General features: G+C 52.5%; 19 protein-coding genes. 14 read left to right on the top strand and 5 right to left on the bottom strand.

The features are described 5' to 3' along the window. Nucleotides 1–4: 4 nt before the first annotated feature. From BS640_RS04155 to tadA, 3 genes are all read left to right on the top strand, one after another. Nucleotides 5–1372, top strand: coding sequence for a PTS transporter subunit EIIC (locus BS640_RS04155; RefSeq protein ID WP_017489878.1), 1368 nt, complete (start codon nucleotides 5–7; stop codon nucleotides 1370–1372). A gap of 4 nt (nucleotides 1373–1376) precedes the next feature. Beyond that, a complete protein-coding gene (yfhb, locus tag BS640_RS04150) occupies nucleotides 1377–2015 on the top strand; it encodes a phosphatidylglycerophosphatase C (protein ID WP_026110254.1) in 639 nt (212 codons plus the stop codon). 89 nt (nucleotides 2016–2104) lie between these two features. Then, entirely contained in the window at nucleotides 2105–2665 is a 561-nt protein-coding gene (gene tadA, locus BS640_RS04145) for a tRNA adenosine(34) deaminase TadA (RefSeq protein ID WP_017489876.1), read from the top strand. 12 nt (nucleotides 2666–2677) lie between these two features. Here the strand turns inward: tadA and mltF are convergent, their stop codons facing one another. Then, entirely contained in the window at nucleotides 2678–4144 is a 1467-nt protein-coding gene (gene mltF / locus BS640_RS04140; RefSeq protein WP_084911994.1) for a membrane-bound lytic murein transglycosylase MltF, read from the bottom strand. A 280-nt stretch (nucleotides 4145–4424) separates the two neighbouring features. Here mltF and purL point away from each other — a divergent pair, with 280 nt between their 5' ends. From purL to agp, 5 genes are all read left to right on the top strand, one after another. Continuing rightward, the gene (gene purL, locus BS640_RS04135) at nucleotides 4425–8315 is read left to right on the top strand and encodes a phosphoribosylformylglycinamidine synthase (protein ID WP_017489874.1); all 3891 of its coding nucleotides are present in this window, start codon (nucleotides 4425–4427) and stop codon (nucleotides 8313–8315) included. 766 nt (nucleotides 8316–9081) lie between these two features. Continuing rightward, on the top strand, nucleotides 9082–10038 hold the full coding sequence (locus BS640_RS04125) for an extracellular solute-binding protein (RefSeq protein WP_017489872.1): 957 nt from the start codon (nucleotides 9082–9084) through the stop codon (nucleotides 10036–10038). Between the two features lie 29 nt (nucleotides 10039–10067). Further along, a complete protein-coding gene (locus BS640_RS04120; RefSeq protein WP_084911988.1) occupies nucleotides 10068–10835 on the top strand; it encodes a molybdate ABC transporter permease subunit in 768 nt (255 codons plus the stop codon). A 269-nt stretch (nucleotides 10836–11104) separates the two neighbouring features. After that, the gene (gene pagP, locus BS640_RS04115; protein WP_206600908.1) at nucleotides 11105–11716 is read left to right on the top strand and encodes a lipid IV(A) palmitoyltransferase PagP; all 612 of its coding nucleotides are present in this window, start codon (nucleotides 11105–11107) and stop codon (nucleotides 11714–11716) included. 141 nt (nucleotides 11717–11857) lie between these two features. Further along, on the top strand, nucleotides 11858–13153 hold the full coding sequence (gene agp, locus BS640_RS04110) for a bifunctional glucose-1-phosphatase/inositol phosphatase (protein ID WP_017489868.1): 1296 nt from the start codon (nucleotides 11858–11860) through the stop codon (nucleotides 13151–13153). Nucleotides 13154–13411: 258 nt separating this feature from the next. On the opposite strand, the gene sseA is transcribed toward agp, so the two are convergent. The 3 genes from sseA to BS640_RS04095 all read right to left on the bottom strand — a co-directional run bounded on the left by sseA (nucleotide 13412) and on the right by BS640_RS04095 (nucleotide 15739). Continuing rightward, on the bottom strand, nucleotides 13412–14251 hold the full coding sequence (gene sseA, locus BS640_RS04105; RefSeq protein WP_084911984.1) for a 3-mercaptopyruvate sulfurtransferase: 840 nt from the start codon (nucleotides 14249–14251) through the stop codon (nucleotides 13412–13414). 38 nt (nucleotides 14252–14289) lie between these two features. Continuing rightward, complete coding sequence (locus tag BS640_RS04100) at nucleotides 14290–14841, bottom strand: GNAT family N-acetyltransferase (protein ID WP_084911981.1); 552 nt, start codon at nucleotides 14839–14841, stop codon at nucleotides 14290–14292. Between the two features lie 100 nt (nucleotides 14842–14941). Next, entirely contained in the window at nucleotides 14942–15739 is a 798-nt protein-coding gene (locus BS640_RS04095; RefSeq protein WP_017489865.1) for a helix-turn-helix transcriptional regulator, read from the bottom strand. A 124-nt stretch (nucleotides 15740–15863) separates the two neighbouring features. On the opposite strand from BS640_RS04095, the gene BS640_RS04090 reads away from it, so the two are divergent. Next, complete coding sequence (locus tag BS640_RS04090; protein ID WP_084911979.1) at nucleotides 15864–16634, top strand: class I SAM-dependent methyltransferase; 771 nt, start codon at nucleotides 15864–15866, stop codon at nucleotides 16632–16634. 44 nt (nucleotides 16635–16678) lie between these two features. Here the strand turns inward: BS640_RS04090 and BS640_RS04085 are convergent, their stop codons facing one another. After that, a complete protein-coding gene (locus BS640_RS04085) occupies nucleotides 16679–17602 on the bottom strand; it encodes a DUF808 domain-containing protein (RefSeq protein WP_017489863.1) in 924 nt (307 codons plus the stop codon). Nucleotides 17603–17977: 375 nt separating this feature from the next. Between BS640_RS04085 and BS640_RS04080 the strand changes: the two genes are divergently transcribed. From BS640_RS04080 to BS640_RS04060, 5 genes are all read left to right on the top strand, one after another. Beyond that, nucleotides 17978–18253 (top strand): YdgH/BhsA/McbA family protein, encoded by a 276-nt coding sequence (locus BS640_RS04080; protein WP_017489862.1) that lies wholly within the window; start codon nucleotides 17978–17980, stop codon nucleotides 18251–18253. Nucleotides 18254–18702: 449 nt separating this feature from the next. Continuing rightward, nucleotides 18703–19281, top strand: a complete 579-nt coding sequence (locus tag BS640_RS04075) for a class I SAM-dependent methyltransferase (RefSeq protein ID WP_017489861.1) — start codon at nucleotides 18703–18705, stop codon at nucleotides 19279–19281. Between the two features lie 119 nt (nucleotides 19282–19400). Continuing rightward, nucleotides 19401–19925 (top strand): shikimate kinase AroL, encoded by a 525-nt coding sequence (aroL, locus tag BS640_RS04070; protein WP_017489860.1) that lies wholly within the window; start codon nucleotides 19401–19403, stop codon nucleotides 19923–19925. A gap of 102 nt (nucleotides 19926–20027) precedes the next feature. Then, nucleotides 20028–20219: a YaiA family protein gene (locus BS640_RS04065; RefSeq protein ID WP_017489859.1), complete on the top strand. Its 192-nt coding sequence runs from the start codon at nucleotides 20028–20030 to the stop codon at nucleotides 20217–20219. 337 nt (nucleotides 20220–20556) lie between these two features. Further along, nucleotides 20557–21321, top strand: a complete 765-nt coding sequence (locus tag BS640_RS04060) for an IclR family transcriptional regulator (protein ID WP_026110250.1) — start codon at nucleotides 20557–20559, stop codon at nucleotides 21319–21321. Nucleotides 21322–21412: the final 91 nt, after the last annotated feature.

Below are 21412 nucleotides of genomic sequence, written 5' to 3'. Positions count from 1 at the left end.
AGCAATGGCAACGGATAAAACGCGGGTTCTGGCAACGGAAATCCTCAGCGGCGTGGGCGGTGAGGGCAATATCAGCAGACTCGAAAACTGTATGACGCGGGTGAGAATCCAGGTCCACGATGAACAGCTGCTCGACCTGCCTACGCTGAAAAATCTTGAAGGGGTCAAGGGCTACGTCAAGCAAGGGCAGCAGCATCAGCTGATTGTCGGCCCCGGTGCGGCGGGAAGAGTGGTTGACGCTATGCGCGAGCGACTTTCCTCCGCCGATCCCCTTGCTAAAGCACGGTTAGAACACAATAAGGCACAGGCCAAAGTGAAATATGCTGCGCCAATGAGTGGCGCGCTGCGTCAACTGGCGAACGTGTTTATTCCGCTTATCCCCGCTTTTATCGCCTCTGGCCTGATTACCGGCATCATCAATCTGCTTAAACGTCCTGACATCGCCGGCAGTCTGGCGCTGGATTACCCCAATCTCTTGGGACTGCTCGGAATATTTGGCGGCGCGGTATTTGCCATCATGAATATTCTGGTCGGCGTTAACGCGGCTCGCGTCTTTGGTGGTTCGCAGGCGATGGGCGGCGTAATGGCCGGGATCCTTTCAAGCCCGCAGCTGGCACAAATCCACCTGTTCGGCGAAGCGCTACAGCCTGGCCGTGGCGGGGTTATCGCGGTCCTTCTGGTGGTCGCTCTAATGTGCTGGATTGAGAAACGCCTGCGCCAGTGGCTACCCGAATCGGTCGAACTTATCCTCAACCCTCTTTTCACCACGCTTATTACCGCCACGCTTGCTATCGTTATTCTCCAGCCTCTGGGAGGCGTGATTTCCGATGCCATTGCGCACGGCGTCAATCTTGCCATCGACAGAGGCGGACTGTGGGTCGGTGCACTGTTGGCCGGATCCTTCCTGCCGCTGGTGCTCTCGGGTCTGCATCAGGGACTGGTGCCCATTCACGTCGAGCTTATTCAGTCACACGGTTCCAACCCACTGCTGCCCATTCTGGCGATGGCGGGCGTCGGGCAGGTGGGAGCGGCGATTGCGGTGTTGCTGAAAACCCGCAATCCCCGGCTCAAAAAAGTGATTAAAAGCGCGCTGCCGGTCGGCATTCTCGGCATCGGTGAGCCGTTGATTTTTGGCGTTACGCTGCCGCTGGGACGGCCCTTTATCGCCGCCTGCCTCGGCGGCGCAGTGGGCGGGGCGCTAATATGTTATTGGAAAGTCGCGACGGTAATTACCTTTGGTATCTCGGGTTTGCCTTTGGCGCTGACTATTATCTCCGGTAAAGTGGGACTGTATCTGACCGGTGCGCTAATCACGCTGGTGGCCGGCTTTATTTTTACCTGGATTATGGGGTTCAACGATCCCGAGGAGTAACGCATTGGGCGCGAGGACGGATCGACGGGTGGTATTTTTTGATCTCGATGGCACGTTGCATCAGCAGGATATGTTCGGCACTTTTATGCGCTTTTTGCTGCGAAAAATGCCGCAAAACCTGCTGCTGGTGATACCTGTACTGCCGATTATCGGCGCAGGAATGGTGCTTTTTGGGCGGGCCAAACGCTGGCCAATGAGCCTGATGCTGTGGTCAATCACCTTCGGGCACGGTGAGGCGCGTCTTAAGGCGCTTGAGCTGGAATTTGTGAACTGGTTCCGTCACAAAGTGGTGGCTTTTCCCGTGGTGCAAATGCGCCTGCGTGAATACCTCGACCGCGACGACGCTGAGGTATGGCTGATAACCGGTTCGCCGGAAAATCTGGTGCGCGGGGTGTATAACGCCTCACCTTTCCTGCCGCGCGTCAGGCTGGTCGGTAGCCGCATTGCTCGTCGTTACGGCGGTTGGGTGCTGACCCTGCGCTGCCTCGGCGAAGAAAAAGTCGTGCAGCTTGAGCAGCGCATCGGTTCCCCGCTGAAGCTCTACAGCGGTTACAGCGACAGCAAGCAGGACAACCCGCTGCTGTTTTTCTGTGAACATCGATTCCGCGTCAGCAAGCAGGGCGAACTACAGCAACTGGAGTAAGGCGGCGCAATTGATTAAAAAACGCCGATCATTTGTTAAGCTCATACTTAACAAAACCGGTCGCTATACTGTGTAAGCAGGTTCTCGCAGTGTATGATAGCCGCCGTTTTAGTCAGGGTGAGGTTTACGTGATAGAGCAATACAGCGATCAATACTGGATGCAGCACGCCATGGCGCTGGCATTAAAGGCGCAGGAAGCAGGCGAGGTGCCGGTCGGCGCGGTATTGGTGTTGGGTAATGAAGTGATTGGCGAAGGGTGGAACCGTTCTATCGGGCATCACGACCCTACCGCACATGCCGAAATCATGGCGTTGCGCCAGGGAGGCAGGGTGGTGAAAAACTATCGACTGCTCGATGCGGTCCTCTATGTCACCCTTGAGCCGTGCGTGATGTGCGCGGGTGCGATGGTGCATAGCCGCATTCGTCGTCTGGTGTATGGCGCTGCGGATAAGAAAACCGGGGCGGCGGGATCACTGCTTGATGTGCTGCGCCATCCGGGCATGAATCACCAGATTGATATCACCTCCGGCGTGCTAGCCGACCCGTGTTCACATCAGCTCAGCGAGTTCTTCCGACTGCGACGCAGCCAGCAGAAGGCGCTGCGACAGGCCCATCGTGCGGCCGCCAACGAGACTCATCAGCCAGAATAGAGCGCGAGAGGCTTAGCCTCCCGCGTTTTTTAGCGCGCTCAGTGAGACCGCCGGATAACCCGCACCAAGCTGGGTCTGTAACAGCAGCGCCTGCGCTTTTTGTTTCTCTTTCTCCATCAAGTATCCCACCAGGCTTATCTGGTATTTACGGATATTCTCGACGTAGTTGAACGCCTGGGTACCGCGTGCGTAGCCGTAAGTCGTCTTGCTGTAGTAGCGTTTCTGATTCAGCAACGGCAGGCGCTGCTTGACGTCAACCCAACTGTCGGGATTGCCATTCTGCGCCGCAGTAATAGCGCGCGCGTCGAGCATGTGCCCATAACCCATATTGTAGGCGGCCAACGCAAACCAGATTTTGTCGTCATTGTCGATGGTGGTGGGCAGTGAATCGATAATGTGATTCAGATACAGCGCACCGCCGCGAATACTCTCCTCGGTGTCGAGTCGATCGCTCACCCCCAATCCTTGCGCGGTTGCGCGGGTCAGCATCATCATGCCGCGTACGCCGGTTGGCGAGGTTGCGTCGGGATCCCAGTGGGACTCCTGATATGAGATGGCCGCCAGCAGACGCCAGTCGATGTTGCCAGCATATTTTTCAAAGAATGGCTGTAGGGTGCTGAGTTTGGCATCTATATTGTTGAGGAAGGCACGAGTGTCGACAAAGTCGAAGTTACCCACGTGGCCCAGATACTTCTCCTCGAGCTTCTCCAGCGTGCCGTCTTCTGAGATTTGGCTAAAGAAGTCGAGCATGGCGGCATACAGGCTGTCGTCATCGGCCTTCTTGCTAAAGTACCAGGTTACCGGCTCGTCGTCGGAGGCATCAAACGCCACCGCCAGGCGCGGGTAAACGCGTTGCAGCAGGGCGACGGTCACGGAGTCGCCCAGGGTGTATTTGAGCTTTCCTTCGGCAACTTGCTGCATCAGTTCGGCAGGCGAATAACGACGGGTGACGCCCCAGTTGAGATCGGGAAACTTCTTCTTGGCGTCTTCGAGGGTGGAAATATGAGCCGAGCCTGCCGAGACAACCATATTACCTTTAATATCGGCATAGGATTTCGGGCGCACCGAACCCTGACGATAAAGCACCTGCTGGAGAACGGTATAGTACTCCGGCCCGGTACGAAATGACTTCAAACGTTCGGCGTTGTAGACCAGACCCGAAGCGAGCATATCGGCTTTGCCGCTTTTGAGATCGCTAAACAGGCTGTCAAAATCTTTGTGCGGTATCAATACCAGCTTCACGCCCAGATAATCGGCGAAACGGCTGGCTAATTCATAATCAAATCCCCGGTCACCGGTGGCGCCGTTAAAAAAAGTCTGTGAAGCGTCGAGCGTGCTCACGCGCAACTCCCCACGGGACAGGATGTTTTGTAGCTGGTCACCGGAACCACGCTGCCATGGAATGCTCGGCCAAAGGGCGAGCGCCAGCAGCAGGGTGATCAGACCTACAACTAAGTAAGTAATTTTTATGCGCTTCAAATAGTTATCTCTCTGCGGCGCTATTCTTTTAATAAGCTAAAATGGTGCTGAAAATAGGGCTATAATCCCGGTGCCGACGCATTTTGCTCAACAAAACGTCAATCTGCAACTTTATTCCCAATAACCCCTGTAAACTGTAAGGACAAATCTATTATCAATAAACCGTGCGCAAACGGTTTCGTCGCGCTCGAGGATTCTCTATAATGGCCCGCGTTTTCCCCCTGTTGCGCCCAATGAAGCACCTACGGTCAGTTGCTTCGAAGACGAGAGATATTTGATTATGGAAATACTGCGTGGTTCGCCCGCTTTGTCGGCTTTTCGCATTAATAAACTGCTTTCCCGTTTTCAGGAAGCTCAGCTTCCGGTAAACGATGTCTACGCCGAATTCGTACACTTTGCCGATGTCAGCGCACCTCTGACAACGGAAGAACAAACCAAGTTGCAACGCCTGCTCAAATATGGTCCTTCTCTCGCTGAACATGCTCCCGTTGGCCGCCTAATTCTGGTTACACCACGTCCGGGCACGATTTCGCCGTGGTCTTCCAAAGCAACAGACATTGCCCACAACTGCGGTCTGTCTCAGGTTGTACGCCTTGAGCGCGGCCTGGCGTTTTACGTTCAGGCTCCCGAACTGACCGAAGAGCAGTGGAAAACCCTCGGTGCGCTGCTGCACGACCGCATGATGGAAACCGTCTTCAGCGAGCTTTCAGACGCTGAAAAACTGTTTGCCCAGCACCAACCGGCTCCGGTTCAGCACGTTGATCTCCTCGGAGAAGGCCGCGTGGCGCTTGAACAGGCTAACGTCAAACTCGGTCTGGCACTGGCAGAAGATGAAATTGACTACCTGGTCAATGCCTTCACCAACCTTGGCCGTAACCCGACCGACATCGAGCTGTACATGTTCGCGCAGGCTAACTCCGAACATTGCCGCCACAAAATCTTCAACGCCGATTGGATTATCGACGGCGAAGCACAGCCTAAATCGCTGTTCAAGATGATCAAAAACACCTTTGAAAAAACCCCTGACCACGTGCTGTCTGCCTATAAAGACAACGCCGCCGTCATGGAAGGTTCAAAGGTTGGCCGTTTCTACGCCAACGCCGAAACCGGCCTGTACGATTTCCATCAGGAAGACGCGCACATCCTGATGAAGGTAGAGACCCATAACCACCCGACCGCTATCTCTCCATGGCCGGGCGCAGCCACCGGTTCCGGCGGCGAAATCCGTGACGAAGGCGCAACCGGTCGCGGCGCGAAGCCAAAAGCTGGCCTGGTCGGCTTCTCAGTTTCCAACCTGCGTATCCCTGGATTTGAACAGCCTTGGGAAGAGAACTTCGGCAAACCTGAACGTATTGTGACCGCGCTGGAAATAATGACCGACGGTCCTCTCGGTGGTGCAGCTTTCAACAACGAATTTGGTCGTCCCGCGCTTCTTGGTTACTTCCGTACCTATGAAGAGCAGGTGAACAGCCATAATGGACCAGAACTGCGCGGATATCATAAGCCAATCATGCTGGCGGGCGGAATTGGGAATATTCGTGCTGACCACGTGCAAAAGGGTGAAATCACCGTTGGTGCAAAACTGATCGTGCTGGGTGGCCCGGCCATGAACATCGGTTTGGGCGGCGGTGCAGCGTCATCTATGGCGTCCGGCCAGTCCGATGCCGACCTGGATTTCGCCTCCGTACAGCGTGACAACCCAGAAATGGAGCGTCGCTGTCAGGAAGTTATCGACCGCTGCTGGCAGTTGGGCGAAGCGAACCCGATTCTGTTCATTCACGACGTGGGCGCGGGCGGACTGTCTAACGCCATGCCTGAGCTGGTAAGCGACGGCGAACGCGGCGGCCGTTTCCAACTTCGTGATATTCTGAATGACGAGCCGGGCATGAGCCCACTCGAAGTCTGGTGTAATGAATCTCAGGAACGTTACGTGCTGGCCGTTGCGCCAGAGCAGCTGGCGCAGTTTGACGCTATCTGCCAACGCGAACGTGCGCCTTATGCCGTTATCGGTGAAGCGACCGAAGAGATGCACTTGACGCTGGAAGACAGTCATTTCGACAACCAGCCGATCGACATGCCGCTCGACGTTCTGCTCGGCAAGACGCCGAAAATGACCCGTGACGTGCAAACCCTTAAAGCGACCGGTGACACGCTTCAGGGCGAAAATATTCAAATCGCCGAAGCGGTGAACCGCGTACTGCATCTGCCGACCGTGGCCGAGAAAACCTTCCTGATCACTATCGGCGACCGCACCGTGACCGGTATGGTTGCACGTGACCAGATGGTGGGACCGTGGCAGATTCCGGTAGCCGACTGTGCGGTGACCACCGCCAGCCTCGACAGCTACCACGGTGAAGCGATGTCGCTCGGCGAACGAGCACCGGTAGCGTTGCTGGACTTCGCCGCCTCTGGCCGTCTGGCCGTGGGTGAAGCGCTGACCAACATTGCCGCCACCGAAATCGGCAGCCTCAAGCGCGTTAAACTTTCCGCAAACTGGATGTCTGCGGCCGGTCACCCGGGTGAAGATGCGGGCCTGTACGAAGCCGTTAAAGCCGTGGGTGAAGAGCTGTGTCCGGCGCTGGGTATTACTATCCCAGTAGGCAAAGACTCGATGTCGATGAAAACCCGCTGGCAGGAAGGCACCGAGCAGCGCGAGATGACCTCGCCGCTGTCTCTGGTTATCACCGCCTTTGCACGCGTCGAAGACGTACGCCATACCGTGACGCCTGAACTACGTACCGACAAGGGCGACACCTCGCTGCTGCTGATTGACCTGGGTGCAGGCCACAACGCACTGGGCGCAACCGCGCTGGCGCAGGTTTATCGTCAACTGGGCGACAAACCGGCCGACGTGCGTAACGTCGAGCAGCTGGCTGGCTTCTTCAACGCCATGCAGACGCTGGTCTCCGAGCAGAAACTGCTGGCTTACCATGACCGTTCAGACGGCGGCCTGCTGGTCACGCTGGCAGAGATGGCGTTTGCCGGTCACTGTGGCCTGACTGCCGATATCGCGAAACTGGGTGACTCTGCACTGGCAGCGCTGTTTAACGAAGAGCTGGGTGCGGTTATCCAGGTACGTAACGACCAGCGTGCCGACGTTGAGCAAGTGCTGGCAAAACATGGCCTGGCCGACTGCACGCACTTCCTGGGCGGCGTCGAACAGGGCGATCGTTTCGTGATAACTTCTGGTGACAAGCCGGTGTTCAGCGAAAGCCGCACGACGCTGCGTACCTGGTGGGCAGAAACCACCTGGCAGATGCAGCGCCTGCGCGACAATCCAGAGTGTGCCGACCAGGAACACGAAGCCAAGAAAGACAACAGCGATCCGGGTCTGAACGTCAAGCTGACCTTCGCACCGGAAGAAGACATTGCTGCGCCTTACATTGCAACCGGCGCGCGTCCAAAAGTGGCCGTGCTGCGCGAGCAGGGCGTTAACTCCCACGTTGAAATGGGCGCTGCGTTCCACCGTGCCGGTTTTGATGCGGTTGACGTCCACATGAGCGATCTGCTGTCCGGCCGCCGTGACCTGCAAGAGTTCCATACGCTGGTGGCCTGTGGCGGCTTCTCCTACGGTGACGTATTGGGTGCGGGCGAAGGCTGGGCTAAGTCCATCCTGTTCAACGACCGCGTGCGCGACGAGTTCGAAGACTTCTTCCATCGTCCACAGACACTGGCGCTGGGCGTGTGTAACGGCTGTCAGATGATGTCTAACCTGAAAGAAGTTATCCCGGGCGCAGAGCACTGGCCGCGTTTCGTTCGCAACCTGTCTGACCGCTTCGAAGCGCGCTTCAGCCTGGTTGAAGTGACCGCCAGCCCGTCTCTGCTGCTACAGGGTATGGCCGGTTCACGTATGCCAATCGCTGTGTCACACGGTGAAGGCCACGTGGAAGTGCGCGATGCCGTTCACCTGTCTCAGCTTGAGCATGCGAATCTGGTGGCGCTGCGCTTCGTTGACAACAACGGACATGTTACCGAGAACTATCCGGCGAACCCTAACGGCTCACCGAACGGGATTACGGCAGTGACCAACCTCTCGGGCCGCGTAACCGTGATGATGCCGCACCCAGAGCGCGTATTCCGCAGCGTCAGCAACTCATGGCACCCGGAAAACTGGGGCGAAGACAGCCCTTGGATGCGTATATTCCGCAATGCCCGTAAACAGCTAGGCTAATAACGCCTTGGGCTGATACTAATATCCACAGCGCTACGGCCTGTGGATTTTTTTTTGCCAACTTTAGGCGTTGGCCAGTTTTACGTGCTCGAGAAGCATACAGCGGCAGGTGTCAATCAGTTCCTTCCGGTGCAGGATGACGCCTTCATAGGCGATGTCCCGGGTTGCAGGGAAGTCGGGATATTCAACGGCATTGTTGAAATGGGTCAGGCATTTTTGGTCGAAGCGCGCTTTTTAATCTTTGAGCCAGCGATATTTCGCTTTCAAATATTTGCGGTCTGATCACGTCGTCCAGAAAATGGAGATCGTTAATCACCTCTTTAAGATACTCTCTTTGAATCTGATATTTCTTTTGGTTTTGCTCTAAACTGCGTTTTGATGCTGTATTTTTCAGAGGGATGGGTGGGTAAACCAAAAATCATACTGGCGCGTCAACGGACTTATTCGATTATCGATATAACAGAGTTTATCCAATGACGTAGGGCATAAATAATTATTGCACACCGTCGATATATTATTGCTGACCGGAAGAAAGGGTGCGGAGAGGATATTGCCAAGAGCAGAAATAATGCCTGTCGATCTCATTAAATTCTCTTTTGATATTATTATGTGGGCTCTTTTTTTATTTTAAAAACAATAAGGAAGAGGGCCAATAAAATAGGCCATTTGGGCGAATTAGAATATTGAATTTTGCTCAAAATGTCGCTTGATTTCTGAGAGGTCAAACTTTATCGTTGTATATCATAATGCATAACGGTGGCTTATCGTGCGTGAATTCTCCAATAAAAATCTCAATAAGAAATTAAAGAATCTCGGTTCTGGCCTGATGTTGGCCTCTATGGCATTCGCCAGTGCATCGGCAATGGCGCAGGACAACATCAACGTGACTTACGCCGGCTCGATGGGCGTGGTAATGGACAAATACCTTGGGCCCACCTTTGCCAAACAGGAAAAACTGAATTATCAGGGGCAGGGGCAGGGTGCATACGGCATGGCGAACCTGTTGGCGTCTAAAAAAGTGGTTGCCGATGTGTTTGTTTCAATCACACCGGGTCCTATTGATGTGTTGAAAAAGGCCGGTCTGGTAGACACCTCGGTACCCGTTGCGAGCACCAGCATGGTGATTGCCTATAATCCGAAGGGCAAGTTTGCCCAACTGTTTGCGGCGATAAAAGACCACAAGCCTGGCGCAGAGCCTTGGTGGAAGGTGCTGCAAACGCCGGGGCTGCACTTTGGCCGCACCGATCCTGCCACGGATCCCCAGGGGCAAAACATCATTTTCACCATGATGTTAGCCGAGAAATACTATCATCAGCCGGGTCTGACCAAAAAAGTGCTGGGTGAGACGACAAACCCTTCGCAAGTGCTGGCTGAAGGCGGTTTGTTGACTCGTCTCGAGGCGGGTCAGGTTGATGCCGCCTCGGGTTACGAAAGCGCGACGCGTTCGGCTAAACTGCCGTATATTGTGTTGCCGGACGAAATAAACCTGAGCAACCCTGAAATGTCTGCCAAGTGGTACGACAGTGTTAGCTTCAACATCAAGGACAGCGCAGGCAAAGAGAAAACCCTGCATACCCAACCGCTGGTGTTCTATGCCGCAGTGTTGAAGAATGCGCCAAATCCTGCGGCGGCGAAGCGTTTTGTCGCCTTTATGCAGAGTGCAGAAGGGCAGAAAATTTTCAGTGAAAATGGCTACGATAAACCTAAAGGCCATGATTATTAATCAGAATCGTGCATAACCAAGGTCGCCGGATGATCAGTCTGTGGCTGGCCATCCCGGCCCTTGCCCTGTTAGCTATTCCCTTTATCACCCTCGTCTCGGTCACACCGTGGCGAGGATTTCATCTTGCCTATGGCGACTGGCATTCGGTCAGTATTTCGTTGGGGCTAAGCGCGGTTTCGATTCCGATTATCGTGGTACTGGGCATTCCTCTTGCGCTTTGGATGTCGCGCAGCCAGAGCCGTTGGCGTCCATGGGTTGAGGTCGCTGTGATGGTGCCGCTGCTGACGCCGCCGTTGGCGATGGGCATACTGTTGGTATCCGCCTTTGGTCCTTACGGCACTGTTGGGGAAAACCTCTCGCGGTTGGGTATTTCGCTGACCAATAACGCGGGCGCTTTTGTGCTGGCGCAAGTTTATGGTGCGCTGCCTTACTTTGTGATGTCTGCTCGCGCCGCTTTCGAAGGCGTGCCTGCCGACGTTGAGGAGGCCGGTAAAACGCTGGGCGCCTCGCGCTGGCAGATCCTCACCCGCCTGACGCTGCCGATCGCCTCGCGCGGACTGGCGACGGGATTAGCGATAGCCTGGGTGAGGGTTATTGGCGAGTTTGGCATTGTGATGGTGTTTTGCTACTTCCCCCAGGGGATTCCGGTAAAACTGTTTATCAACCTGCAAAATGACGGCGTAGATTCGGTTTATTCTCTGCTGTGGATACTGTTGATTACTACTCTGCCATTTCCTCTGTGGTGTTTTTCGCGGATGGGAAATCGGAAGAAGGGCAATATGACGTTGGCAGAGTGAACAACGCAATAATTTCCCTGCGAAGATTAATTAATAATTTTCCTATATCGATTATTTTTTAAAAAAAGTAATGGTTATATTTTTGGCTTTATCAATTCTAACCTTTTATTGAAATATTTTTTATTCCCTCGCAGTCATCATGATTATCCCTATTTCTTCCAGTTAATTAAATTTTTAAGTGTTATGAAAGACGCTGTTTATTATATTGCATGGATTTTTACGTTATTGTAGGTGCTGTAGTATTGAATAATGATAGCCAAATGGTTTGTATGCGTATAAATAAAAAAATTTCCAAAACATTATTTATTGGATTATGCCTGACGGCCACGCCGGGGATGGCCGCCTCCTCACTCAACTCGACCATGTCGACAACTCCACCAGCGACGCAGCAGTCCGGATTCAACGGTGGGTGGGCTTCGTGGAAGAACGACGTTTCGAGCACCTGGAATGCCTCACCCGACCGGGATCTCTACCTACCGGTCATTACCTGGCATAACCGTGCCACCTACGACCGTGCCAAGATTGATAAATACAACGAGCGTCCCTGGGGCGGTGGTTACGGTATTTCTCGCTATGATGAAAACGGCGACTGGCACGGTCTCTACATGATGGTTTTCAAAGACTCATTTAACCAATGGGAGCCCATTGGTGGTTATGGCTATGAGAAGATCTGGCGTCCGGTGCAGGGTCAGAATTTCAGGCTCGGTTTAGGCTATACCGCCGCCATGACTGCGCGTGATAACTACAAATATATTCCTTTGCCACTCGTGCTGCCGCTGGTCTCTATCGGCTATCAGCGTCTGACCTTCCAGGCGACCTATATTCCGGGCACACACAATAATGGCAACGTGTTCTTTGGCTGGTTAAAGTTCCAGTTCTAAAACTTTCTCCTGTGGAATCAGCGCTGTGAGCCAGATCCCCCTCTGACACAGCCTGATCCTTTATGCTTGATTTCCCTTGTTTTTATGAGCCTTAACCCGCTATAAACATTAAGAAGTCATTTAATTCATCAGGAGAAACACGTGAAAAGAACGTCCCGTCTTGCGCTTTTAACTACCCTGGCCTGCGTCATTTCTGCTTCCCTGCCTGCTGTCGCTGCCGACAATAATCTCTCTTTAGAACAGGTGCTTATCTTTAGCCGCCACAGCATTCGCGCGCCGCTCTCTAACTATAATAATGCGTTGGGCAATGCGACCACCCACACCTGGCCAACGTGGAGCACCGAAGGTGGACTTCTGACCCCGAAAGGCGGGCAGGTTGAAGAGCACGTTGGGCAGTATTACCGCCAGTGGTTAGCGAAAAATAATCTGCTGCCGGCCAAAGGGTGTCCGCAACCGGGCGAGGTTTTCACCTACGCTAACAGCCTGCCGCGTACCATTGATACTGCCAAACATTTCCTCATCGGCGCATTTCCGGGTTGCTCGCTTCCTGTGGTGAATCGCGTTGAAGTCGGGAAAATGGATCCGGTGTTTAATCCGATTATCACCGCCGACGTTACGGATCAGTTTAAACAGGCGGCGATCGACGCCACCAATAAGTCAGCTGGACAGGCCGGACTCGATGGCCTGAATCAGCGTCTGACGCCGAACTATGCGTTGGTTGAAAAGGTCATGGATTTCAAAAATTCCAAAACCTGCAAGCAGGATAAGGTCTGCTCTCTTGCAGCACAGCCTTCGAATCTGGTGATCAATCAGGGCAAGGAACCGGGGATTTCGGGACCGCTGTCGTTGGGCACCGGAATTAGCGATGCCTTCATGCTGCAATATTATGAGGGTTTGCCGGAGAAGGACGTTGCGTGGGGCCAGATAAAAACGCCTGAGCAGTGGCGTCAGGTTGAGGAATTCAAAAATGCAGACCAGAAGGCCATCTTCAGCTCTGAGCAAATTGGTAAGAATGCCGCAGCCCCAACGCTGACGTTTATGTCAGGCGTGCTGGATAAATCGCAGGCTAAAACCGCCGATCAGCAAGCGGCGCAGCAGGCTCGGGTGACGTTGTTAGTCGGTCATGACTCGAATATTGCCGCCTTTGTTTCGGCGCTCAAGATTAAAGATTTCACTCTGCCGGGTCAGTATGAGCGTACACCTATCGCCGGAGCCGTGGTTTTCCAACGCTGGCATGATAAGAAAACTGACAAAGATCTGATAAAAATCGAATATGTATATCCAACTGCGATACAAATCCGTAACAACAGCACTTATAGCTTAAAAAATCCGTTACACCGCGTTGTTTTACAAGCTGAAGGCTGTCCTATTGATAATAAAGGATTTTGTTCAGCGGACGTCTTCAATCAAGTGCTGAAGGATTCCTTAAAAAACTAAGTTTTTCCTTATTTAAACAACTTGGATCTCATTTAATTACATTTAAGTAACAACATTGTGAATGATTCGATCTACAATGGTTGCCAGTGACACCCCAGAAGAAAGAAAGACTCTCTCTGATAGACCAGTTTGTTCTGCCCGTACCTCTGTGCGGGCTTTTTTTTGCCCGTAATAAATGCGTCTAAGGCTTTTTAAGGGAGGGCGTGCTGGAGGAGAGTAAAACTCGCAGGCGCATGGCCTGCGGGCAATAGCGTTCTTTTATTGGGTTTCAATCGGGTAATCTTTATTGATGTCGCCCCATTCCGCCCATGAACCGTCATAAATCAGCACGTCTTCAGCGCCAATCAGGTGCAGACCAAACAGCAGTGCGGCGGCGGTAACGCCTGAACCACAGCTGGAGATAGTGGGTTGCGTAGTATCAACCCCAAGACGCGAGAAGGTCTCTTTCAATGCCTGGGGTGATTTTATCCGACCGTTTTCAGTGAGTTCGGTGAAGGGTACGCTGAGGCTACCGGGAATATGGCCACCGTGCAGTCCCGGACGCGGCTCGGGCTGCTCGCCCCTGAAGCGTCCCAGAGAACGTGCATCAATAATTTGCACCTTCCCGAGTGCCTGCTTGACCTGTTCGGCGCTGACGACCACTTGGCTCTCCAGCCTGGCCTCGAAGTTGGCGGGAGGCAGCTTACGCTCCCCGCCTTCAGTCCGCTTGCCTTCCTTGAGCCAGGCGTTGAGGCCACCGTCCAGAATACGCACGTTGTTTGCGCCAAAGCGAGTCAGCATCCACCACACGCGCGGGGCGCTGAACAGATCACCTTCGTCGTAGAGTACGACAGCGCTGTTATTACTGATTCCGCGTTCGCTCATTGACTTACTGAATGCTTCAGCGTCAGGCAGCATATGCGGCAGGCCAGTGCTGCAATCAGAAATATCATCAACCTCGATATAGACTGCGCCAGGAATGTGCGCCTCAAGGTATTTACCATGAAAATCAATGGGCGGGTTAATGCCCGGCTTAGACTTGCGGCAGTCGATAATCACCAGACCTGATTGATCAAGATGTGAAGCCAACCAGTCGGTTGAAACGATAGATGAACTCATTATTCCTCGATCCTATTCTAATAGTGGTAGTGTCGACATTACGTCAGATCGCCGGGGATCAGTGAGTAAATCCACGCGTTGCTGGGCTGTCCATGAAAGTAAAGCCCGTTGCGATGCAGTCCTTCTTTGACCGCCCCAGACTTTTCGGCCACTCGGCAGCTGCGATGATTTTTTTCCATGGCGACTATCTCGAGTCTCGTCATGCCGAGCTCGTTAAAGGCAAAACGGGCAATGGCCTTCACTGCGGTCACAGCCAGCGATCTTCCGGTAAAATCACTGCGTATCCAGTAACCTATATTGGCGGTTTTATATTCGGGAACAATACGGTTAAGGGCTATAGAGCCAATTATTTTACCGCTGGCGAGGTCAAAAAGGCAGAAGCGATACTCCTGCCCTCGTTGCCTTTTTACATAGGAGTCAATGAGGTAAGTTCGGCTGTCTTCAAGGCTATAGCCGGTGGAACACCAGCTTTCCCATGCGGAAATATCTGCCATTGAAGACTGAATAGCATCAAAGTGCAAGGGCGCTTCCAATTCTGTCGGTACGCGTATCTCCATGCTCTCATCTTGATAAATCAGACGGCTCGTCATTTCCTTTCTCTCCCTCATTACTCGCCTCCTCGGCGTGAGATTCAGACTCACACATTCACTGAGATAATGTCAATCGAGCGATGCACAACGCGGAAGCTGCTTATGAATCAGAGGTTTGCTCGACCAGCATGACCAGTTTTAACTCATTGCTACCGGCCGGGAAAAAGGTTTGTTGCAGATAACGCACCGGCCCTTGTGAAGGGTGCATGAACAGCCGTTCTCCGCCTTCACGCGCCAGCACTTCCTGCTGCATCCACCATTGATTAAATACGCTGCTTTCTTCACGCAGGCTCAGCACCGTTTGGCGAATCTCATCTAAGTGGGCGTAGTGACTGGTTTCGGCACGAAATTCGGCGACGATGCGTTGCGCACGCGCCTCCCAGTTGACTAACAGCGTGCGCGCCAAGGGGTGAATGAACATAAACCGCAACAGGTTAGGACGATCGTCTCGGTCCAGCCAGCCGTAAAAAAGCTGCTCGGTTTGGGCATTCCAGGCCAGCATATTCCAGCAGCTGTCCAACAGATAACCGGGGCAATTGAGCTGATGCACGCACTGAGTGAGAGGTTCGTTCGGCGAGCGCACGGGCGCGTACGCCTGCGGATTTTTGATGCCGGCCAGACTGAAAAGGTAATCCTCCTCCGCAGGCTGTAGACGTAGCGCCTGCGCGAGCCTGCCGAGCGTTGCTGCCGAGATGGAAACGTCCCGGCCCTGTTCTATCCAGGTGTACCAGGTGGTGCTAATACCGCTGATTTGTGCCAACTCTTCACGGCGCAGCCCGCTGGTGCGACGGCGCGTTGAGTGCGGCAGTCCTACCCTCTCTGGTGTAGTTTTTTCTCGGTGAGCGCGCAGGAACGCGCCTAATGCCTTTGGGCCATTCAAGGGTTCTATTGTCGACATTGTTACGCTCATCAGGCTAATAGGGGAACTGCATAATACTAGTATAAATGCTCATATTGTACCCGTATAAAACCCGATATACAGTGTTGTTAAGCCAGACATCCCATGATTAAAAGGAATATAAATGGACAATAAAAACAGCCATGCGCAAAGCGTCAGCGAGCAGTTCAGCCCGAATGCCCAAAACTATTTAACCAGCGCGGTGCATGCCCAAGGGCCTGATTTGACCGGGCTGTCTGCGCTGCTCACGCCTTACTCCGATGCGCTTGTGGTCGACCTGGGATGTGGCGCAGGGCATGCCAGTTTTGCGGTGTCAAAGTCAGTTAAAAAGGTCATTGCCTATGATTTGTCGGCCGAAATGCTGGCCGTGGTCAAGCATGCAGCCGCAGACAGAGGGTTGAAAAATATCGAAACCCGGCAGGGTTATGCCGAGTCGCTGCCCTTTGAAGATGCAAGCGTTGATGTGGCGATCAGCCGGTATTCGGCACACCATTGGCACGACGTAGGCGCGGCGCTGCGTGAGGTTCGCCGTATCCTCAAGCCGGGCGGTAAAGTGGTGATGATGGATATCGCCTCGCCGGGGCACCCGGTGCTCGACGTGCATTTACAGACTATCGAGAAGCTGCGCGATACCTCACACGTGCGTAATTATTCCACCGGCGAATGGTTGCAAATGTTTAATGAGGCAGGGATCCGTATCGAATCTTTAACCACCGGCAAGCTGACGCTGGAGTTTAGCAGCTGGGTCGCTCGCCTGAAGACTCCCGAGCATTTTGTGGTGGCTATTCGCGAGCTGCAAAAGGCGTCGTCAGAGGAGGTCGTACAGTATTTCGCTATCGCACAGGACGGCACTTTTGAGACTGATACGCTGTTCATCGAAGCGAGTAAAATCTAAACAATGAAAACGGGCCGGTTTCTGGCCCGTTTCTCGCCATCGCGTTATTTCTTAAACAGCTTACCGCCGAGCATCACCACGGCCAGCACCAGTGCGCCGACCACAATGCCCACAGCCAGATCGCTTGCGCCGGTTATCAGTGAGTTTACCCAGCCCTGATGCCCTGTCGTAAAGCCTTCAAGCAGGCTGTGCATGAACGGCAGGCCGTGGCTAATAATGCTGCCACCGACCAGAAACATGGCGAAGGTGCCGACGATAGACAGCGTTTTCATTAGCAGGGGAGCCGCGTTGACGATGCCACCGCCAAATCCGCGCACTGCGCGCATGAATCCGCTCTTGCCGCTGAGCTTGCTGAGGTAAAGTCCGGCATCATCGATTTTCACGATACCGGCTACCAGCCCATAGACGCCCAGCGTCATCACGACGGCTATCGCACACATCACCATAACCTGGTCCAGAAACGGTGCACTCGATACGGTACCCAGCGAAATAACGATAATTTCTGCCGAAAGGATGAAGTCAGTACGGACCGCACCCTTAACCTTGTCTTTTTCCATTTTCGCCAGTGCTTCCGGGGACTGGCTTGCCGCCTTAAGCCTGGCCTTTTTTTCCGCCTCAGCCGCTTCGTCATGCGGCATAAACTTATGCGCGACTTTCTCAAAGCCCTCATAGCACAGATAGGCACCGCCAATCATCAGCAGGGGCGTTATTCCCCAGGGGGCAAAGGCGCTGATAAGCAGCGCGAGGGGCACGAGAATTGCCTTGTTGAGAAGTGAGCCTTTGGCGACGGCCCAGACGATTGGGAGTTCGCGGTCTGCTTTGACCCCGGAGACCTGCTGGGCGTTAAGCGCCAGATCGTCACCGAGCACGCTGGCAGTTTTCTTTGCCGCGACCTTACTCATTGCGGCAACGTCGTCAAGAATAGAGGCGATGTCGTCTATCAACGCCAAAAGGCTGGTTCCTGCCATAAAAGCTCTCCCGGGAGGTTATGATTTTTAGAGATATGTTTTTAGAATTTCTATCGTTAAAAGAATCATATCAGCGATTGCTATAAAGCGTCGATTCGTGCGACGCTGTTCCTCGCCGTTAAATCGCTATTTTAGTTTCTCCCCTGTGCACCATTGGCGCGCTTTTTTATTACATTTCCTCCTTAATTGAGCCTCGTGAAATAATTTTTAGTCTTTCCTCCTCATTTTCGCCATAAAGCTTGAACAACTTTACTCCCCATGACTCCGCCTTTCGTTTAATGAACGATAATTAATACCAAGGAGAACATCCTGCTCACTAATTATCGTCAGGCTATCCGACACTGTTTAGCCATAAAAACGTCTAAGGCGGAAACCATGAAAATTTTACCTCTCATTGCAGCAGCACTGTTTGCGACCGCGTCATTCTCTTCTCTGGCCGCAACGGAAATTAACGCAGCCCAGGCACAAAGTAACAATTATCAATCACTCGGCGTCGTTGACGTAGCTCAAGGCAATACTGAAGACATGAGTCTGAAAGCTGCGGTGAATGCGAAAGCCGCACAGGAAGGGGCGACTCACTATCGCGTTATCGGGGTAAGCACTCCGGGTGACTCAAGCCTGGCCCGCGCCAGCGTTGAGCTTTACCGTTAAGTTCAGTTTTTTACGATTACCAAGAACAGACCGTCGAGTGTGGGGACTACCCTCAAACAGAGGTTGCGCCAGCGGCTTCTGTCCCCAGTGTCTCACTCGACGGTTTCCTTTTACCTGATAAATTTAGCCTGCCTGTAAACTCCCTCATCGGCTTTTTTTCCTTATTTTAAATTTTCCGCTATATTTTCTATAGCCATTCAATCGATTAGTTCTGCTATTATCCTTTACTCCGCTCGAAAGACTTATTTTGCCTAACCTCAATTAATGAAAAGGAGAGGGTAGAGTTATCTTTTGCTAAATCATCTGAAAATTTCCATACATCACAGGAATTAAGACGTTTCTTATTTAGAATTAATTTAAAAGGATTTTTTAAAATAATTAACGCAAATAATTATTCCTTAAGAATTTTTCGATGTGATAGTGGTCTACATCCCCAGGGGGTTATAAATATGTTGAATGCGACAAGACTGACTATCAATGCGACAAGGTTGACCATCAAAAATCAGTTTTCCTATTTGCAGAACTTTATCTCGTCGCCGCGCACCTTCGGGACGCTGGCGCCCTCATCGCCTTGGCTGTGTCAGACCATGGTGAATCAGGTCGACTGGACCAAAACGTTGAAGATTGCCGAATTTGGCGCGGCAGACGGAGTCCTGACCAAGCGTATCCTTGATAAAATGCGCGCCGACGCGCAGGTTCAGGCGTTCGAGATCCAGCCTAACTTCATTCATAAACTGAATCTTATTGAGGACAGGCGGTTGCAGGTAATGGGCTATTCCGCTGAGCATCTGGAAGGCGACTTTGACGCCATCTTCTGCTGTCTGCCGCTGTTGTCGATCCCCACGCGGGTGAGCATGAAGATATTGCAGCGCGCTCAACAGCGTCTGAGAGAAAAGGACGGGGAGCTTATTCTGTTTCAGTACAGCCATCTGTCAGAGAAGCTACTGTCACGCTATTTCAGCTGGAAAAAAATTCGTGTAGTAAAAAACTTTCCACCGGCATTGGTGTATGTATGTAAGCCATTATAATATAAAGGTTATTGATGTAATATTTTCTTTACACCATGTTTACAGGGATTGCCAATTTATTTTTTATCGGTATGATGCCTTAGGTTCAAAGATGTCTCTGGCACATAAGGATAGCGGTAATGACGCAACCCATTTTCATGATAGGCGCTCGTGGCGCAGGTAAAACAACGGTCGGCAGAGCCCTCGCGCAAGCGTTAGGGTATGATTTTGTCGATACCGATATTTATCTGCTCCAAACTTCACAACTTAGCGTTGCGGAGATTGTAGCCCGTGAAGGTTGGTCAGGTTTCCGTCGTCGTGAATCTCAGGCTCTGCAAAATATTAGCGCTCCGCACACCGTTGTCGCGACGGGCGGGGGCGTAATCCTGTCTGCCGAAAACCGCCAGTTCATGCGCGAGACAGGCCAGGTTATCTACCTGCGCTCTCCGGCCAGCACGCTTGCACACCGCCTTGAGGACTCGCCTCAGGAAGATCAGCGCCCCACGTTGACCGGCAGGCCAATTAACGAAGAAATAACTCAGGTGCTGAACGAGCGCGAAGCCTTATACCAGCAAGCTGCTCATTTCGTTCTCGATGGAACGCATACGCCTTCGATGGTGGTTGAGGACATCCTCGACGCGCTCGCCCTGCAGCTCGCCCGCTAGTTACCCCCGCCGGTTTTTAGGAGGCTTCCGAGCCTCCTGCTCACTGTAAAAGCCCCTCGTTGTCTATACTTAAGTCACCGAGATAATTTACAGGAGTTCCTTATGCCTTCTAACCCCCCTTATCCACGTAAAGCTGAAATCATTACCGTTGAGAAAGGACTGCCGGGTCAAACAGAAATCTGGTACGAATTACGCGCCGACCATCCAAAGCCTGATACCCTGATTAGCGAACATAAATCGAAGAAAGAGGCCGAGGATTCTAAACGCCGTTACGAAGATGAAGACATCAGCTGAAGGCCAACGCTTTTCCCAAAATACATTAGCCACTCTGTACGATGATGATTGCCCCGACGCTGCCCTGTCACCAGAGCAGCGTCTTTTAAAATATATCGTCAGCGAAACGTTTCTCCGAAATTCGGAGTTATACACTCCATTTTTTGCCTTTAGTGAAATTTATCACTAAATCATGTTTGGCTGGCGAACAAAGTTTCCTCTATCTGCGTGGTGAAAACTATCATCCGCTGGTTTCTCCCCCCTGCTAAAAAATAAACAACTTGACGCTTTAACGTATCGGCATTAATTTTCATTCACCTTAATCAGGAACTGAGTTCCTAATAGTGGAACTTTCGCCGTGACAACACTTGAAAACGCTTCCGCAGTCTTAAAGCTATTCGCGCAAAAAGGGATAAGGCAGGGTCATCCAGGTCTTTCTTTTAGCGACGTTGTCGAGCAGTTGGGGTTGCCAAAGAGCACGGTGTCTCGTTTGTTGATGACCATGGAGACGCAGGGCTTGCTTGAACGCGACCCGGAAACGCGTCTGTACAAGATTGGAAAGCTGCTGTTGGCGGTGTCGAGTCATTATCTTTCTACGCCGCTGGTAGATGCCTGTTCGCCGTACATTCAGCAGCTGAGCAAGCAAACTCAGTGCACCGGCTACATCTCGATGCTGGAAGGTCGGGATATCATGGTGATGCGGATGTTTCCGGGTCGCACCTATCTTCAGGTCGTGACACCGGCCGGGAGTTTACTGCCTGCTGCAGAAACGGCGATAGGACGAGCGATATTAGCGAGACAGACTAACCAACAGGTGATAGATAGGTATCGCGAAGGGTATCGGGTGAGTTCACCTAACTCGCCGCAGACCCTTGAGGCGCTGCTGGCGACGCTTGCCGAGATCCGCGAAAAGGGTTGGTCATTTGCTAATAACGAGACTTTACAAGGGATTAGCACGTTAGCAACGAGCATTTCTAATAAGCATCGTAATGAAACCGTGGGCCTTTGTTTGTCTTTCCCGTCGCCGTTCGACGGCAATGATTTGCCCGCCGAAATACGTGAAGGCATCGTGGCAGTGACGCGCCAGGTAGCAGAGAAATTAGGCGATGAGTATTGGCTATAGACCAATAACGGGCCGTAAGAACCATAAAAAATTTGACCATAAAAGAGCGCAAATACTTATATAAATCATAGCGCCAACACCAGGAAACCAT

The sequence above is a fragment of the Rouxiella badensis genome (genome assembly GCF_002093665.1).
In the GTDB taxonomy this organism is placed as follows: Bacteria; Pseudomonadota; Gammaproteobacteria; order Enterobacterales; family Enterobacteriaceae; genus Rouxiella; species Rouxiella badensis.
The sequence above is the reverse complement of the archived record's forward strand: the minus strand, read 5'-3'. Positions and strand labels throughout refer to the sequence as shown.